This is a genomic window from Paraglaciecola sp., assembly GCF_039942875.1.
Taxonomy (GTDB): domain Bacteria; phylum Pseudomonadota; class Gammaproteobacteria; order Enterobacterales; family Alteromonadaceae; genus Paraglaciecola.
Genome location: NZ_JBDVBQ010000010.1, coordinates 120,928 through 135,790 on the forward strand (window position 1 = coordinate 120,928; position 14,863 = coordinate 135,790).

Consider the following 14,863-nt stretch of genomic DNA (forward strand, 5'->3'; position numbering starts at 1 on the left):
CTTTGAGTTTTTTATTATTAAGGCCTCAAGGTAAGTGCGCCAAAAGTGCATTAGCATTAAATAATGCCGATGTATCAACCGTTGCCTGCGGCCTTATTGATACTCAGCTTGATCACAACGCCATTGAGCAGTTACCCGCGAAGATAGCAGGCCTACCCACACATGTCTCACATGCAATTTACGTCATAGTGACCAGTACTGTAGCGGCCGAGCAATGCATTAAACTTAAAAACACTTGGCCTAACAACATTGCTTTTTTTGCTGTGGGTAATAGCTCAGCCAACATATTACAACAAGCTGGGCTAGAGGTTGTCACTCCACAAGAAGCCCGTACCGAAGGCTTACTAGCTTTGCCCCAACTTCAGCAAGTTACAAACAAACACATTATTGTTATGAAAGGGTTTGGAGGCCGCGAATTATTAGTAGACACGCTAAGCTCTCGGGGCGCACTGGTTGATGAGTGGGAAGTTTACAAACGAGTTAAAATTACACACCCAGAGTCAACACAAGACTGGCAAGAAAATCAAATTCGTTGCATTATTGCAACCAGTGGCGAGGTTATTCAAGCGGCCTTCGAACATTTTGAACAAGCTTGGTTACAAACAAAAGACTGGATAGTGGTAAGCACACGTACCGCAGAAATCGCAAAGAAAATGGGCGTTAGCCATATTCATATCAGCCGCGATGCCAGTGATAAGGCAATCATTCAATGCGCACAGCTTTATTTGACTCGCGCAAGACATTCTACGGAGCTTTAGATGGCAGATAACAAAGATGATTTAAGTGCAGCAGACCAAAAAGCGTTAGCTGAACTCGAAAAACAAATAGCAAAAGAAAAAACCACTGCGAGCTCAGCTACTAAATCAAAACTTGCCAGTACGACTAGTAGCAGCGATAAATCTTCAGCTCAACCTAAGTCAACATTTAGCCCCAAAGCATCGTCTCAAAATACCAAAACAACGAACTCTTCTCCCAAAGCTAAAACCGGCTTACTATGGTTTGTTACCCTTATTAACTTACTCATACTCATTGCTATTATTGGCGCGGGTTACTGGGCATGGTTACAATGGCAAACACAATCTAAGCAACAAAATAATGCGCTAACTGCGCAACAAGACTTGCTCACTACCCAAGAGCAAAGCGTCAATCAGACTTTATCTGAAAATCAAAAACTTAAAACTGAATTACAGCAACAAAACCAAGGGTTACAAGCAAGCGTTAATAGCCTAGTTCAGCAATTACAACTAACCGATTCGCAAACACAAAGTAACCAAAGACAACTAACAGAAATATCAGGAAGACGCCCAGCAGACTGGTTGTTGGCAGAGGCTGACTACCTAGTTCGCATGGCTGGCCGTAAACTATGGTTAGAGCACGATGTAAATACTGCCATTATGATGCTGCAATCTGCAGATAGCCGTATTCAAGACCTAGACGACCCCAGTTTATTACCAGTTCGCGAATACTTAGCGGCAGATATACAAAGCTTGCAACAGATAAACCAAGTATCCACCAGCTCTATCGCACTCGCTCTGGGAGCCATGCTAAAACAAGTTGATAACTTACCCTTAGTATTTTTTGAACGCCCCAAAGAAGCAGCAGCCGAGCAAGCCGTTACTGACTCAGTAGACGATTGGCGCAGCAACTTTATGCGTAACGTTAAAGAAGTCACCAAAGACTTCTTTAGCTTTAAAAAAGTCACCACAGATATCAAACCCTTTATGTCTGAGCAACAGCGCTGGCTACTAAAAGAACAGTTAAGCTTTGCCCTAATGCAAGCACAAATAGCCGTTTTACAAGAAAACCAAACCTTATATCAGCAAGCGCTGCAGCAAGGTTTTGCATTATTAATTGAGCACTTTGACACAGAACAAGACATAGTCGTACAGTTCACAGAAAGCCTAAGCAACTTGCAACAAACCGACTTTTCCCGTGAGTACCCGTCACAGCTCGAAGCAGCCCCTTTATTGCAAGATGTAATAGAGAGTCGCTTAGACAGCCGTTTTGTAAACGGAAGTAACTAATTATGAATCAGTTAATTCGAATTTTAGTGGTGTTTTTTGTACTACTGATAGCATTGGTCGTAGCGGCCATGTTTTTTGACGACAGAGGCTACGTACTAATAGAATTTAGTGGCCGTATAATAGAAATGAATGTCATGTCGCTATGTATATCGCTCATTTTTGTTTTTGTAGGGTTAATGTTGATTAACTTTATAGTAAAAGTGTCGCTGGCAGCGGCCAGTGGTTCCAAAAGCTGGTTAGGCAGTTGGGGGCAACGTAAAAAACAAAAAGCCTTTACCCAAGGTTTATTGGCATTAGCCGAAACCAATTATTTAACGGCCAGAGAACACTTAGAAAAGATAGAAAACGTAGACTTTGACGGCCTTAATTTATTAGCCGCTGCAGACGTAGAATTACAACTTGGGCAGCCAGAGAAAGCCAAAGCCCTATGGCAAAAAGCCACCTCTTACGACAAAGCCGCATTAGCAGCCAACTTATGTTTGATTCGAGATGCGTTAAACAAACAAGATACAAACTCAGCATTACGCATGATTGAAGACTTAGACGACCAACAACAAAGCCAAGGTCCGGTCATTAAGTTATGGGCCCAAGCCCTTTATCAAGCAGGTAAATGGCAACCCCTTAAAGATAAACTAAAAGGCTGGAAAAAAGCCCTAGGTACAGATTACGAAATATTCATGCAACACGCATCAAAAGGCAGCTTTGCAGAAATCGCTAGTAAAGAAGGCGCGGGGCAACTAAAACAAAACTGGCAAGCATTGCCCAGAGCCACCCGTAAAGATCCTGCCCAGCAAGCGTCGTATATTCAGCAGCTTATTGACCAAGGCCTGCACTCAGACGCCGAAAGCGCCTTAGTTGAATACCAAAAATCTGGCCCCCATGCTTTATTGCTACCCTTGTTCAAACAAATCAAATTACCTAACCCCAGCCTAGCCATTAAAAAGCTAGAGGCATGGCTAAAGAAAGATGACGAAAATGTAGAGCTACTCTCTGTACTTGGGCATATTGCCCATAACGCAGGCGACGACCTACTCGCAGAAAAAGCCCTAGCCAAAGCCATCAAACTTGATAGCCAACAAGGCGACTTAATGCTCATGGCCAGCATCAAAGAACAACAACACGACGACGGTCAAGCTTTGCAATTATACAAACAAAGTATGCAGCAAGCTAAATAGCAGTATATTCACAGGTACACAGATGTTAAAAGTAACAGCACTCACCTTGGTTGTGGCCTTAGCTTGGCTCACACCAGCCAAAGTTATAGCAAAATCAGCCACTCCCACTTTTGAGTTAATCACCCTTGGGGATACCGGCGGCATAGAAGATGGCAACTTAAGCGCATTTTTACTCAGAGCCTTATCAGAAGAAAACTACATATCCCTAGACTCAGGCACACTCGTAAACGGTATAAATGTAGCCATAGAAAATCATGCATTTGATGGTTTAAAACGTGCGCCCGATAACACACTATCAGCAGCAGGTAATATTTTGCATCACCATGTGAAAGGCTACTTACTTAGTCATGGCCACCTTGACCATGTAGCAGGTTTGCTGATTGCCTCACCAGACGATAACTCTAAACCTATCTACGCCCTGCCCTCAGTAAATAACACCATGAATGGCAACTATTTTAATTGGCAAGCCTGGGCCAACTTTACCGACCGGGGCGTCATTCCCCGTTTAAACAAATACCCAGTTATTGATTTAACTGCACAGCAGCCAGTGTTAATAAAAGGCACGCAGCTCAACGTCACGCCTTTTAGCTTGAGCCATCCCTTAGAATCCACTGCATTTATAATCGAAAAAGGCCAAGACCTATTTGTATATTTTGGTGACACCGGCCCAGATGCAGTAGAAAAAGAAGGCAAGCTAGACACCATCTGGCGCTACCTAGCCACACAAATGCAAACCAAAACCTTAAGAGGTATGGTGATCGAAGTATCGTTCGACAACCAAAGACCCGACAACCTCTTATTTGGACACCTCACCCCCAAATATTTACACCAAGAACTTAGTAAATTTCATGGTTTAGTCAGCGATAAAACCCAATTTCAAGATATGTCAATTATTATTAGCCATATCAAATACAGCTTAAAAAGCGGCATCAATCCAAAAGTAAAAATTAAACAAGAACTAGACGCCGCCAACACACTAGGCTTTAACTTTGTTATAGCCAAACAAGGACAACGACTGGTTTTGTAGTGCGCAACCAAGCTAAGCACTAATAAATGTAAATAACAGTGGAAAAGTCAGAGGTTTTCATTAGAATCAGCGCTCGCTTGAGCATGTGGAATATGTACAAAGTTTAGTTATTTAACTTAAGTGAGTCATATACACGTCCATGATGATCAGCACCCAAACTCAACATCCATGTTGAGTTGTACAATCAGGCGCTGCAGTGCAGCTAAAAAAACTGATTGCACCCGTAGCTCAGCTGGATAGAGCGCTGCCCTCCGGAGGCAGAGGTCAGAGGTTCGAATCCTCTCGGGTGCGCCATCTACAAAAGAATTTCTTTCGTAGTGACCACTAACTAAATTTATTCTGTGACTAGGTTGTGACCATTCTCTAAAATTTAGTAAAAATTACATCCGTGATTTACGATAAAAAGGTTGAGTTAAATAGCTAACCTGAATCCTGTTTAAGAAAATGGAACTAAATGCCTGTTCCAAGATCCGATCTTTCGACTAAAAGAGATCAATCTAAAAAGGAACAGGCATGAGTAAACTAGTTGAGTTGTTTTGTGATGTCGATGATTTTTGCAAAGTATTTATTCCTCAATGGCGTAAACAACTGCTCGAAGACGGTACGCAAAAACGTCAAAGAGAAGGGCAAATGACAACCAGTGAAATCATGACAATCGTCGTCAGTTTTCATATGTCACATTACCGAGATTTCAAAAACTACTATCTTGGGTATGTATCCCTTGTATATAAAAATGAGTTTCCTTATTTACTCAGTTACACACGATTTCTAGCCGTCATGCCTAGAGTCATCGTGCCGATGTGTGCCTACTTCACATCACTTAAAGGAAAGCCTACAGGAATTGAATTCATTGATTCAACAAGTATCAAGGTATGTCATAACATCCGTATACCAAGACATAAAACGTTCGATGGTATCGCTCAACGAGGCAAAGGCACTATGGGTTGGTTTTATGGTTTCAAACTCCATTTAGTCGTCAATCATCATGGTGAAATTGTCGCTGCGAAAGTCACAACCGGCAATGTACATGACACTCAACCGGTGCGTGAATTAGTAGAAGGTTTGACGGATAAATTGTATGGTGACAAAGGCTATTTGAGTAAAGCTTTGGAAGCAGACTTATTGGACAAAGGTATCAGTCTCATCACAACAGTTCGCAAAAATATGAAAGCAAAAACCATATCATTGTGGGATAGGGCCATGCTTTCAAAGCGCTATATAATTGAAACAATAAACGACCAACTTAAGAATATTTCTTATATCGAACACTCAAGACATCGGAGTATGAATGGCTTTATGCTGAATTTACCCGCGGGTTTGGTCGCTTACTGCTTAAAAGAAAATAAGCCAAGCCTTAATTTAACTGACGTAGAGCTGAACTCTATGGTTATCGCTTAAGCAGATCTCAGGTTATGTACTGCGACATCGTGGTTCGCCAAACGCTCTTGCATACTAGCTAAGGTGACCAAGGCATCGAGCAAGAGCTGACAATCCTCTGGACTCTGTGCTAGGTGTTTTCTTTGGACTCACTCACTCGCACAATCAGCGCTTCTAGGGCTTGGCTGTCAATATCGGTATCCATTTGTGTTGTAAAACTGCGGAGGGAGTACGATCCCATGATCAGAGAAATCAAGCACTTACTTCACAAAGATGCATAATCATCACTCAGCAACTGCCGTAAATGAGTGGCATCCATGGCGCTAATCGGCTTGTCTGTACTCGGCCAGCCGCTATATTTACCGCTTGATAATCGTTTGGTCATCAACCAAAAACCGTTCTTTTCATATACTAGCCCCCGCACTATGGTTTTACGGAGATTTATAAACACAAGCAAGGTACCAGAGCGCGGATCTAGCGCTAATTACTGCTTGCACACCGCAGCGAGACCATCGATCCCGCGACGGAAAACTGTGGGCTTAATCGCAATTAATATAGGCGTATCATGCGTTAAGTGGATCATGCTCTTAATGCCTGCACTAACCTATGCAACAATGCGGAATCGCCGTCATGTAAGCAAAGTCGCTCGCAGTTAGCGAAGGGTGCTTCTACATTACTTGACAAAGACATATTGGCTACTGACTTCGGCAAACTAACAAAAGTGGACAGTACCGTAGTTTCACTTTGCTGACTCCACTTCTTAAATTCTGTACCGCTTAGGTTTAAGGCTTTGGTGATGTGACCGACAAGGTACGTTTTACTGAGCGCTACTGCTTGTTCGCGAAGCTCGATGGGTGTTCTCACTCCTTTTTTATTACTGCGCCAGTGTGCGAAAGCTGCAACAGCAACAGCGTGAGAGAGTTGTACGATGACATGGTAATTCCAAATAATTGAGTTACCATTATTGGAATAGATAAAAAAGTTAAGTTAAACTAAGCTGCCGTAAGCTCACAATATGCTATGGTCTAGATATAATATTTCAACGAAGAAACCTAGTTATGAAACACTATTACAATCCAATGAGTAGGGCACTCAGCACCGACTGGATGCTTAAAGAACTCGGTGTTAAGCATGAACAAATCATTATCGACTTTAGAACTGATAATAAAGAGTTAAGAGATTTTCATAAAATCAATCCAATGGGGAAAGTTCCTACGCTTATCGATGGCGATAGAGTTATCACTGAGGTGGCAGCTATTTGCGCATACCTAGCTGATAAATTTTTAAAAAAAGGGCTTGCACCAGAACTTGGTTCTAATGAGCGAGCAGACTATTATCGTTACCTGTTTGTAGCTGGCAATACCATTGAACCTGCGCTTACACTTGATGCATCCGGAATCAAATATCCTAATCCAATGGCGGCTGGATGGGGTGATATGCCTCGCGTCTTATCAACAATAGAATTAATGACCCCAACCTCCAATTGGGCTCTCGGTGAGAAGTTCACAGCCGCTGATGTAGTGTTTGGTGGACTTTTAGACTCCTTTGTAACCTTTAATCTCATCAAAGCATCACCTAAAGTTGAATCATACATCGCACGTATTAGGCAACGTCCATGTTATCAAGAGGCCCACGCCGTGCCTACTGAAACAAATGCTTAAAAGTAATTCGGTACTGCCAGTTTAAATTACCGAACTTGAGTACACCTTACTAAAACCATACTTATATAATTCTCTCCATTCAAAGAGCATTTTATTTCTTAGTTGTTTATAATTTTTTCTGTTTTGGAGATGCCTTTGTTGGTTGAAGTGGTTGTATATTTAGAATTGTATGCCCAAACTCCATAACTAATGATTTCAGGTCAAAAGCGATGGCGATTGTATGCATTCATCACTGAATTATCTCATGTCACCGAGTTGATTTGTCCGTACTGTTTTTTCAATCAAAAAATCAATAAACAGTCTAATATTAGGATTTGGATAAGAGCTTTGTTTATATATTGAATATATATTACCACTAGATCTTTCATTAAGAGATGCCTCCCAACCTTTAAGGCAAACAACAAGTTCTCCATTTTTTACAAAGTCAGCAACAATCCAATTAGATAGTTGAACGACACCAAGTCCATGCAAAGCAGATTCCAATAACGGAGTCCCTCCTTTTGATTTTAGATTTCCATTCACTAGTACTTTTACATTTCTATGAGCTTTTTTGAAATGCCAATAAGTTCTTTGTCGTTGTTGATTTAACAATAAACAATTATGCGAAGATAGATCCTGTGGTTCTTGGATATGATTATGTTTCAAGAGATAATCTGGCGATGCACAAATTACAGTATGGTTAGAGAGTAGCTTACGCGATTTTAAACTAGAATCTTCTGGTATTCCTATACGTATAGCTAAATCAATATTTCCCCCTACAAGATCAACCATCTTATTATCTAATTCTATTTCAATATTGATCTTGGGATATTTTTCTAAAAATTCAGGAATTATCGGACAGATATTCAATCTTCCAAAACTCTCAAATGTAGATATTTTTAAACTCCCCTCTGGCTCCAGATTTTTATTAGATAGAGACATTATCAAATAATCACTGTCAGCAATCAGTTTATTCGAACCGCTTAAAAAAAAATGCCCTTTATCTGTTAATACAAGCTGCCGAGTGCTTCGCTTTAGTAATGTAACACCCAACTCAGACTCCAGACTATCAATACACCTAGTTACTGATGACGGGGCCATATTTAATACTTCTGCTGCTTTAGAGAAACTACCTAACTCAACTACTTTTATAAAAATACGTGTTAATTTCAACATATTAATCTTTGCGTTTTATGCAAAAAAGTAAGGCATATGTTACGGGTTCTACAATTTTACGCAATAAGTAAAATGTGTATTCCCCAAAATTAATAGAGATAACAACATGTCAAGAATACCTTTTGAAAATATACCCGCGAGTTTAATAAGCTGCATGATGCAAACAGAGCAATACATCAAGAGTTTAAACATTATTGATGAATCTTTTATGGAGGTGATGAGATACAGGGTATCGATGATAAATCAGTGTGCTTATTGTATTGATATGCACTTTAAAGAAGCAGTTGCGGCAGGTGAAAGTGAATTACGTGTTTATTCATCATCTGTATGGAAGGAGACGACTTTTTATAATGATACTGAACAAGCATTACTAGCATGGACTGAGTCTGTAACCTTGCTAAATGATACTGCTGCTCAAAGACAACAATCGTTTACCAACCTAAATAAATATTTCACCCACGATGATATTGCAAACTTAACCTTATCACTTGTACAAATTAATTCTTGGGTTCGTCTGGCAAAACCGTTTGGTTTTGAAGCTGGAACTTATCAAGTTGCACAACGTTAACTGATAAACTATATGGTAGCTACTACATTTAAGCTACCGAAGGTGTTGTCAGATTAACTTTAACAAGCATCAATAACTGAAATAGTTAGCTTACGTTTACCCAAGACAAAGTTCTCTCCATTGAGAGAGTGAATCGCTTCTTTGTTGCTTGAAGGTTTCTCGCTTTTGGCAATGCCGCTGATGGTTAAAGTGATTATAGATTTGTGAATGTGCGCTGGTGAACAACTGTAATGTTGCCCTACTTCGAAACTTTTACATCGACCTTTCTTTACTTCTAAATGGGAGATGAGAATTTTCACAGGCATTATTTAAATATTTTCCAGTTTACTGTAAACCTGAGTTTTAAAGCTCTTTTAAAGTAGCGCCGTACGAACGTAGTTTGTCGGTCACTATTTCTCTGGGTACTCCATGCTTTCGCATGATCTTCTTGAGAAATTTAAGAGCTGCACTTTTGTTTTTACGGCGACTTACATAACAATCAAGTGCCTCACCTTAATGGTCTATTGCTCTCCATAAGTAATGCTGTTTGCCGTTGATCTTTACAAAGACTTCATCAACATGCCAACGCCAATTAGATTGAAAGCCATTCCGTTTCTTTCTAATTTCTCCGGCGAATATTGGTCCAAACCTATCAACCAAAAAACGAACCGTTTCATAACTAATATCCATTCCTCTGTCATGTAAGATATCTTCGACTTGCCTAAAGCTGAGTGGATATTTTAAGTAGTACATTACAACTAGGCGTATGATTTCAGGAGATGTTTTGAAATACTTGAACGGATTTTTATTCGACATTCTCAAATCTTATCATTTCTCTATCAGTATCTAAGTTAATCTGACAACACCCTTTTTTTAATGTGACAAAATATCGTGATATTTAACCTTAAATACTTGGATCGTTAGGGTGTGGTAAACCTTTTCCGGTTTCAAGGTATTGTTTTAAGCTGACCACAAGAAAGAATCCCCATTTAGCATTACAATGTTTGTAAAAATCATCCGTTTCTTCCCATCCATGATGAGAAAAATCAAGACATGCTCCACGCTCATGCTCTGAAATTAAAAATACAAACTCGCCTTTATCAGCCCAAGGACCAGCTAGGCATTGCCATTTTATTTCTTGATCAGGTACAGCGGTTATTAATGACATTATCACTTGGTGCTCACCATCAGGGCCGAACAGAAATGTAATTTGTTCCCCGTCTTGCTCAGCCTTTGTCCACCAACCAGATAGCTCTTTTGTGCTATTTATAGATTGAAACAGTTTTTCTGTGGATGTTTCAATGACTATTTTATGAAGTATGCTATGCATGATTTTTTCCTAAAAAATATATTAAATGTATTTCTAATATAGCTGGCGGGTTGGTTAGCGCTGCCCTGCCCATCTTAATTTTCTGGTACCCAGTTACCGTACCTCATATTTAGAAAGCAGCATAAATTGCCATTACAACCAAAGCTATATTGGATAGAAGCCCGCCAACAAATGCCCATGTGCGTGGTCCACCAGCTACTTTGCCTATGCCGCTGTAATAGACAAACCAAAATGACAAGCGAAAAAACAAATAAACTCCAGTCAAAATATTTACCCAGAATGGATTAGCACCGAAAATGACTGCTGCCAACAATGAAAAACCAAGTGCCGGCAAAGTTTCTGCTGAGTTATGATAAGTTCGAAGAGCTCGAAAGCTTAACTTCGTATGATCAAAACGTAACGGCATTCCTGGTTCTTGCTCTTCTTTTATAAAAGACAGAGGAGCTGTTAGAAAATTTTGAATCAACGTTATAAGACTTATAATAGCAAGCATCATAAAAGCGATGTGGTAGTCAGACAAGCTGGGAATCGCTTCATATAATTTATTCATTTTATTTTTCCAAACTATGATTTAAAGAGTGAGTTGATGGCATTTTTGAGTGGATTAACCCAAGGAAAAAACCAAAGACTATGAATGGGGTTGTGCTGGCAATGGCCTCTGTGACCATCCAAGAAAGAAGTGATGGAGTCGCATATTTTGCAGGTTCTGACAGTATTTATATCAAAATGGTTTAAACCTTGAACACTGAACGTCACTACTATAAAACTGACAATTGAAAACAGATACTTAAGCATGGAGCTCTCTCACATTTCCATCTTCATGGCTTCTGCCACTTCGATAGTCCCATTCAAATTAATATGAGGGCATGATTGAGCCATCTTCATCGCTGCGTCAATACTCTCTGCTTGGATTATCGTGATTCCAGATAAAGGATTTGTCCCTCCCCCTTCAACTATCCCTTCGGAAGTAACAGTCATAGATGGCCCAACAGGAATCCCTGGGTCAACAATTGCGTCTCCTAAGCTTGCGCTCCAAGCTTGCCATTCTTCCATGTGTTTGGCGCCTTCTTGAGGTGTTTCGAATTTCGGTGTGCCATGATAGGCAAATATGTATTTTTGCATTGTATCTTTTCTTGTATTTATTAATGTTTGGGAAATAATTATAGATACAACTTAAATATGTTAAAGAACATATTTAAGTTGTATTTTATTTTAGAATGAGGAAAAATAATGCCGTATAGCACTAAACATAAAGAAGCGACTCGAAAACAGATTGTTGAATCAGCTAGGGTATTGTTCAATCGCTATGGTTTTGAAAATGTCACTATTGACATGATCATGCAACACGCAGGACTCACCAGAGGTGGTTTTTACAATCATTTCAAAAACAAACAAGTCTTATATAGTGAGGCGGTAACAAGCTTTTTAACCGAGCGAGGAGCAAGGTGGCGAGATGAAGCAGGTATTAATAGCGCTGAGCCTTCTGCTAAGGATGCACGTTTAATGCTACTAAGCTATCTATCAGATGAACATCTGGGTGATGCAGATGGGCAGTGCCCTATGATAGCCCTACCCTCTGACGTTGCGAGAGCAGGACCAGAAGTTCAAAAGGCTTTTGAAAATCTGCTCTCTGCGATGACTTGGTTGTTTGATCAAAGTCTTTCTAACACAAATAAAGAGACTGAAAATAGAAGGCAGACTTCTCTTTCATTGGCAGCATTATGCGTTGGCGGAATGGTGCTCGCACGTGCGATACCTGAATCCACATTGGCGAAAGAAATAAGAGATGCCGCACTGCAAACATCTGAAGAATTGTTACTGTAGGTTTATACAAAATCGAATAATTAACGCGTTTTATTTTTTTCCTAAAATAATAATACGTAGCTACTTTAATATTATTGTGTTTTGCGGAAACGAGGCATCTTAAAACTAGTTGCACTAAGCAAAGACCACTCCAACATTAAGAGGTTGATTTTTTACTGCGTGCAAATTCAATAGCTTCTTCAACATATGCAAGGTATTCCCCTTGATGCTCAAGGGGAATAAGTGCCCATTCTTTAAAACGTTTTCTAGTGAAATTAAATTCATTTGCAAGACCATCATTAGTTAGCTGAGTCACTCGTCCTGAGTCTAGTTTTACGATCAGTGATTCTTCTTTTTCAAAGTACATCGCAACAAATTCATCTCGATATCTAAGACAAGACGTTCCCATCATAGTAGATTCTGTTACGCCATCTAGCGTAATAAATTGGTCGTTCAAGTAGTTGAAATTCATTTAGATATTTTGGCTAATGTAACAATACAAATCAGGGTTGTTTTATAATTTTGTTGGACCTAAAAGTAGGTCATTCAATCCGTTTAGTTTAAGGTTTTCATAAGTGTTGTCAGGTTAACTTTAACACGCCATCATTAACTGAATTAGTTAACTTACGACTATCCAAGACAAAGTTCTCTCCACTGAAAGCTTAAAAACTTACATTCACTACGTTCATTCGGTCGCGCAAAAAGCGCGCGCCCGTTTTAAAGGCTATGTAAATTAAGAACCGCTTTAATAGGTATCAATCGCATGAGCGTAAATAAAGAATTTGCAGTTGTGTTTGAACGTATTAAAGAATACTCCTACCTTATTCAAAGGAATTGACTCTTGTCGTAGATGACGTTGATAACTTTCACATCAACACAGACTTTATAATGAAGAATAAGAACCTGATGTATTTTGGTTTAGTGAAAATCAATAAAAATTATGTTAGTTTCCGTTTGATGCCAATTTATGTATTCCCCTAGTTACTACTAGAAGAAGTATCTCCAGAACTGAAGCGTAGAATGCATGGAAAATCTTGTTTCAATTTTAACAAAGTAAATGAAGTTCTTTTCGAAAAATTAAATAAGTTAACGAAGAGTGGATATTCAAAATATAAAAAATCTGGCTATCTATAGCCATGAATACAGTAAAGTTAACACATATGAGCCTCTGGTTGGTCAATAGGTACTAGTCATCTTTTGATCATTTTTTCAGGATCAATCCAAACCTCTGAGCTAAGCCGTTTACTTCATCTGTCTTTGTGGCTATTAGGTAATCGCCTACAGCAAACACATATAGAGGCTCTCTTATGCGATCTCATCGCAGCCTGCATTTTCAATATCCGTATTGATAGCAGGGGCACTAGACATTCATCGGTTAACCCAACACTGGCACTATTCAAGAATAGGGGTGGAATATTCCACCAGTTAGTTTCAGGCTCAGGTTAGGTGTAAGCGATTTAGCTCAGAGTATTGATGTGGCAACCACGTTGCACGCCCATCCACTGTCTAATCAAGCCGAGTAGTTGCCTAGCGACGGTATATAAACGAGATAAAGGTGTTAAACCAGTGACGAATTCACTCACGTTTTTACATACTCTGCATAAGGCGCTAGTTAGACGTTCAGCTCAGCGGATGACGTGACTAACCTGTTAAAAATCGTTTTTCATCAAATACCTTTTGTCGTTTTAGCATGAAGTAAACACAACGCCCCAGTTTGTGAGCCAGTGCAGATAGGGCTTTTGCTTTACTCATGCGTTTTTGTAGTTTGTTTAAATAGGCACGAGCTTTGTCATTACCTCGTAGGTAAAGTACGGCCATTTCGGAGAATGCCCACTTAAGGTGTGCATTCCCTATTTTATTACCTTGAGTGCCATATGTTTTACCAGCTGATTCAGCTTTGCATTTAACGAGACGTGAATAAGAAGCAAACTTTTGTACGCTATCAAAGCGAGTGATATCGCCTATCTCATATAAAATAGTAAGGGCGAGTATTTGACCAACACCCGTAATAGATTTGAGTAAGTAATAGTCTTTGGCGTTATGTTGCTTAGCTTGTTTTTCAATAAACCATTCTACTTGACGTAATTCGGTTTCAATATGACCCACTATGTTTAAATCGATGTCGATATTACGCTGTACTGATGTATCAGAGAATACTTCTCGCATTTGCTCACGTGATTTTGGATAGCGTAAATTAAGAGAGTGCGCAGGATAATTATATTGACTAACGGTGTTAGATACATGGGCTTTTAAATCAGCGCCAAAGCGTACAAGTTTAGTTCGACGACGAAGTAAATCACGGGTAGCCCGTAACTCATTGGGGTAGTTATATGCTAAAGGAAAATTTCCCCCGCGTAATAACTTTGCAATTTTAAACGAGTCAATTTTATCGTTCTTAGTTTTACCGCCATGTATCGCTTTCATATACAAAGCATGACCGAGTACAAAATCAATATCATGTTGCCGACATAAGTCACTCACCCAATACCAACAATGCATACATTCAACGCCTAGGACGATATTACCAAGATAAGGAGTGAGTAAAGCCAGTAATTGCTCGGGGGAATCCTTTATCTTTTTGTGAACAAGTACTTCACCTTTATCATCAATAATGCAGACGTAAAGTAAACGAGCGTGTAAATCAATTCCACAATAGTATGGATGTGTATTAGTATAAAAGTTCATTGAGCTTCTCCGTTTGGTTTTGTCACCTATCAGAGTAGCTGAAAAGTTACGCTGATTGGGGAGGCTCAATGAGTATCAA

18 protein-coding genes, 1 tRNA gene and 2 pseudogenes are annotated in these 14,863 nt (G+C 39.6%); 9 read left to right on the forward strand and 12 right to left on the reverse strand.

Annotated elements, in window-relative coordinates; translation table 11 throughout:
* Positions 1 to 2 precede the first annotated feature (2 nt).
* The 6 genes from ABJE44_RS03330 (at position 3) to ABJE44_RS03355 (ending at position 5,624) form a co-directional block, all read left to right on the forward strand.
* The gene (locus ABJE44_RS03330; RefSeq protein WP_348109953.1) at positions 3 to 758 is read left to right on the forward strand and encodes a uroporphyrinogen-III synthase; all 756 of its coding nucleotides are present in this window, start codon (positions 3 to 5) and stop codon (positions 756 to 758) included.
* Positions 759 to 2,024 (forward strand): uroporphyrinogen-III C-methyltransferase, encoded by a 1,266-nt coding sequence (locus tag ABJE44_RS03335; RefSeq protein ID WP_348109954.1) that lies wholly within the window; start codon positions 759 to 761, stop codon positions 2,022 to 2,024.
* 2 nt (positions 2,025 to 2,026) lie between these two features.
* Entirely contained in the window at positions 2,027 to 3,199 is a 1,173-nt protein-coding gene (locus tag ABJE44_RS03340) for a heme biosynthesis HemY N-terminal domain-containing protein (RefSeq protein WP_348109955.1), read from the forward strand.
* Positions 3,200 to 3,221: 22 nt separating this feature from the next.
* Entirely contained in the window at positions 3,222 to 4,226 is a 1,005-nt protein-coding gene (locus ABJE44_RS03345) for a 3',5'-cyclic-nucleotide phosphodiesterase (RefSeq protein ID WP_348109956.1), read from the forward strand.
* A gap of 217 nt (positions 4,227 to 4,443) precedes the next feature.
* Positions 4,444 to 4,520: transfer RNA gene (locus tag ABJE44_RS03350), tRNA-Arg, on the forward strand.
* A gap of 219 nt (positions 4,521 to 4,739) precedes the next feature.
* Entirely contained in the window at positions 4,740 to 5,624 is an 885-nt protein-coding gene (locus ABJE44_RS03355; RefSeq protein WP_348109957.1) for an IS982 family transposase, read from the forward strand.
* A 109-nt stretch (positions 5,625 to 5,733) separates the two neighbouring features.
* On the opposite strand, the gene ABJE44_RS03360 is transcribed toward ABJE44_RS03355, so the two are convergent.
* The 3 genes and pseudogenes from ABJE44_RS03360 to ABJE44_RS03370 form a co-directional block, all read right to left on the reverse strand.
* The gene (locus ABJE44_RS03360) at positions 5,734 to 5,859 is read right to left on the reverse strand and encodes a hypothetical protein (RefSeq protein ID WP_348109958.1); all 126 of its coding nucleotides are present in this window, start codon (positions 5,857 to 5,859) and stop codon (positions 5,734 to 5,736) included.
* Between the two features lie 9 nt (positions 5,860 to 5,868).
* A pseudogene (gene tnpB, locus ABJE44_RS03365) lies at positions 5,869 to 6,072 on the reverse strand (IS66 family insertion sequence element accessory protein TnpB); the annotation flags it as partial.
* A 110-nt stretch (positions 6,073 to 6,182) separates the two neighbouring features.
* Complete coding sequence (locus ABJE44_RS03370; RefSeq protein ID WP_348109959.1) at positions 6,183 to 6,467, reverse strand: hypothetical protein; 285 nt, start codon at positions 6,465 to 6,467, stop codon at positions 6,183 to 6,185.
* 194 nt (positions 6,468 to 6,661) lie between these two features.
* Between ABJE44_RS03370 and ABJE44_RS03375 the strand changes: the two genes are divergently transcribed.
* On the forward strand, positions 6,662 to 7,264 hold the full coding sequence (locus ABJE44_RS03375; protein ID WP_348109960.1) for a glutathione S-transferase family protein: 603 nt from the start codon (positions 6,662 to 6,664) through the stop codon (positions 7,262 to 7,264).
* A 237-nt stretch (positions 7,265 to 7,501) separates the two neighbouring features.
* Here ABJE44_RS03375 and ABJE44_RS03380 read toward each other — a convergent pair whose 3' ends face one another.
* Entirely contained in the window at positions 7,502 to 8,419 is a 918-nt protein-coding gene (locus ABJE44_RS03380) for a LysR family transcriptional regulator (RefSeq protein WP_348109961.1), read from the reverse strand.
* 106 nt (positions 8,420 to 8,525) lie between these two features.
* On the opposite strand from ABJE44_RS03380, the gene ABJE44_RS03385 reads away from it, so the two are divergent.
* On the forward strand, positions 8,526 to 8,987 hold the full coding sequence (locus ABJE44_RS03385) for a carboxymuconolactone decarboxylase family protein (protein ID WP_348109962.1): 462 nt from the start codon (positions 8,526 to 8,528) through the stop codon (positions 8,985 to 8,987).
* A 59-nt stretch (positions 8,988 to 9,046) separates the two neighbouring features.
* On the opposite strand, the gene ABJE44_RS03390 is transcribed toward ABJE44_RS03385, so the two are convergent.
* The 5 genes and pseudogenes from ABJE44_RS03390 to ABJE44_RS03410 form a co-directional block, all read right to left on the reverse strand.
* Positions 9,047 to 9,292 carry a hypothetical protein gene (locus ABJE44_RS03390; protein WP_348109963.1) on the reverse strand — a complete coding sequence of 82 codons (246 nt, stop codon included), beginning with the start codon at positions 9,290 to 9,292 and terminating at the stop codon, positions 9,047 to 9,049.
* A 37-nt stretch (positions 9,293 to 9,329) separates the two neighbouring features.
* A pseudogene (locus ABJE44_RS03395) lies at positions 9,330 to 9,782 on the reverse strand (IS6 family transposase).
* 88 nt (positions 9,783 to 9,870) lie between these two features.
* On the reverse strand, positions 9,871 to 10,296 hold the full coding sequence (locus tag ABJE44_RS03400) for an SRPBCC domain-containing protein (protein ID WP_348109964.1): 426 nt from the start codon (positions 10,294 to 10,296) through the stop codon (positions 9,871 to 9,873).
* Positions 10,297 to 10,405: 109 nt separating this feature from the next.
* On the reverse strand, positions 10,406 to 10,846 hold the full coding sequence (locus tag ABJE44_RS03405) for an MAPEG family protein (RefSeq protein ID WP_348109965.1): 441 nt from the start codon (positions 10,844 to 10,846) through the stop codon (positions 10,406 to 10,408).
* Positions 10,847 to 11,100: 254 nt separating this feature from the next.
* Positions 11,101 to 11,418 carry a hypothetical protein gene (locus tag ABJE44_RS03410; RefSeq protein WP_348109966.1) on the reverse strand — a complete coding sequence of 106 codons (318 nt, stop codon included), beginning with the start codon at positions 11,416 to 11,418 and terminating at the stop codon, positions 11,101 to 11,103.
* Positions 11,419 to 11,526: 108 nt separating this feature from the next.
* Here ABJE44_RS03410 and ABJE44_RS03415 point away from each other — a divergent pair, with 108 nt between their 5' ends.
* Positions 11,527 to 12,120 carry a TetR/AcrR family transcriptional regulator gene (locus ABJE44_RS03415; RefSeq protein ID WP_348109967.1) on the forward strand — a complete coding sequence of 198 codons (594 nt, stop codon included), beginning with the start codon at positions 11,527 to 11,529 and terminating at the stop codon, positions 12,118 to 12,120.
* A 136-nt stretch (positions 12,121 to 12,256) separates the two neighbouring features.
* Here ABJE44_RS03415 and ABJE44_RS03420 read toward each other — a convergent pair whose 3' ends face one another.
* The 3 genes from ABJE44_RS03420 to ABJE44_RS03430 all read right to left on the reverse strand — a co-directional run bounded on the left by ABJE44_RS03420 (position 12,257) and on the right by ABJE44_RS03430 (position 14,784).
* Positions 12,257 to 12,556 carry a hypothetical protein gene (locus tag ABJE44_RS03420; RefSeq protein WP_348109968.1) on the reverse strand — a complete coding sequence of 100 codons (300 nt, stop codon included), beginning with the start codon at positions 12,554 to 12,556 and terminating at the stop codon, positions 12,257 to 12,259.
* A gap of 1,000 nt (positions 12,557 to 13,556) precedes the next feature.
* The gene (locus ABJE44_RS03425; protein WP_348109969.1) at positions 13,557 to 13,682 is read right to left on the reverse strand and encodes a hypothetical protein; all 126 of its coding nucleotides are present in this window, start codon (positions 13,680 to 13,682) and stop codon (positions 13,557 to 13,559) included.
* A 58-nt stretch (positions 13,683 to 13,740) separates the two neighbouring features.
* The gene (locus ABJE44_RS03430; RefSeq protein WP_348109973.1) at positions 13,741 to 14,784 is read right to left on the reverse strand and encodes an IS110 family transposase; all 1,044 of its coding nucleotides are present in this window, start codon (positions 14,782 to 14,784) and stop codon (positions 13,741 to 13,743) included.
* Positions 14,785 to 14,863: the final 79 nt, after the last annotated feature.

Coding starts and splice junctions, on each gene's coding strand:
- ABJE44_RS03335 (WP_348109954.1), top strand. CDS start 759: ATGGCAGATAACAAAGATGATTTAAGTGCAGCAGACCAAAAAGCGTTA.
- ABJE44_RS03340 (WP_348109955.1), top strand. CDS start 2,027: ATGAATCAGTTAATTCGAATTTTAGTGGTGTTTTTTGTACTACTGATA.
- ABJE44_RS03345 (WP_348109956.1), top strand. CDS start 3,222: ATGTTAAAAGTAACAGCACTCACCTTGGTTGTGGCCTTAGCTTGGCTC.
- ABJE44_RS03355 (WP_348109957.1), top strand. CDS start 4,740: ATGAGTAAACTAGTTGAGTTGTTTTGTGATGTCGATGATTTTTGCAAA.
- ABJE44_RS03375 (WP_348109960.1), top strand. CDS start 6,662: ATGAAACACTATTACAATCCAATGAGTAGGGCACTCAGCACCGACTGG.
- ABJE44_RS03380 (WP_348109961.1), bottom strand. CDS start 8,419: ATGTTGAAATTAACACGTATTTTTATAAAAGTAGTTGAGTTAGGTAGT.
- ABJE44_RS03385 (WP_348109962.1), top strand. CDS start 8,526: ATGTCAAGAATACCTTTTGAAAATATACCCGCGAGTTTAATAAGCTGC.
- ABJE44_RS03390 (WP_348109963.1), bottom strand. CDS start 9,292: ATGCCTGTGAAAATTCTCATCTCCCATTTAGAAGTAAAGAAAGGTCGA.
- ABJE44_RS03400 (WP_348109964.1), bottom strand. CDS start 10,296: ATGCATAGCATACTTCATAAAATAGTCATTGAAACATCCACAGAAAAA.
- ABJE44_RS03405 (WP_348109965.1), bottom strand. CDS start 10,846: ATGAATAAATTATATGAAGCGATTCCCAGCTTGTCTGACTACCACATC.
- ABJE44_RS03410 (WP_348109966.1), bottom strand. CDS start 11,418: ATGCAAAAATACATATTTGCCTATCATGGCACACCGAAATTCGAAACA.
- ABJE44_RS03415 (WP_348109967.1), top strand. CDS start 11,527: ATGCCGTATAGCACTAAACATAAAGAAGCGACTCGAAAACAGATTGTT.
- ABJE44_RS03430 (WP_348109973.1), bottom strand. CDS start 14,784: ATGAACTTTTATACTAATACACATCCATACTATTGTGGAATTGATTTA.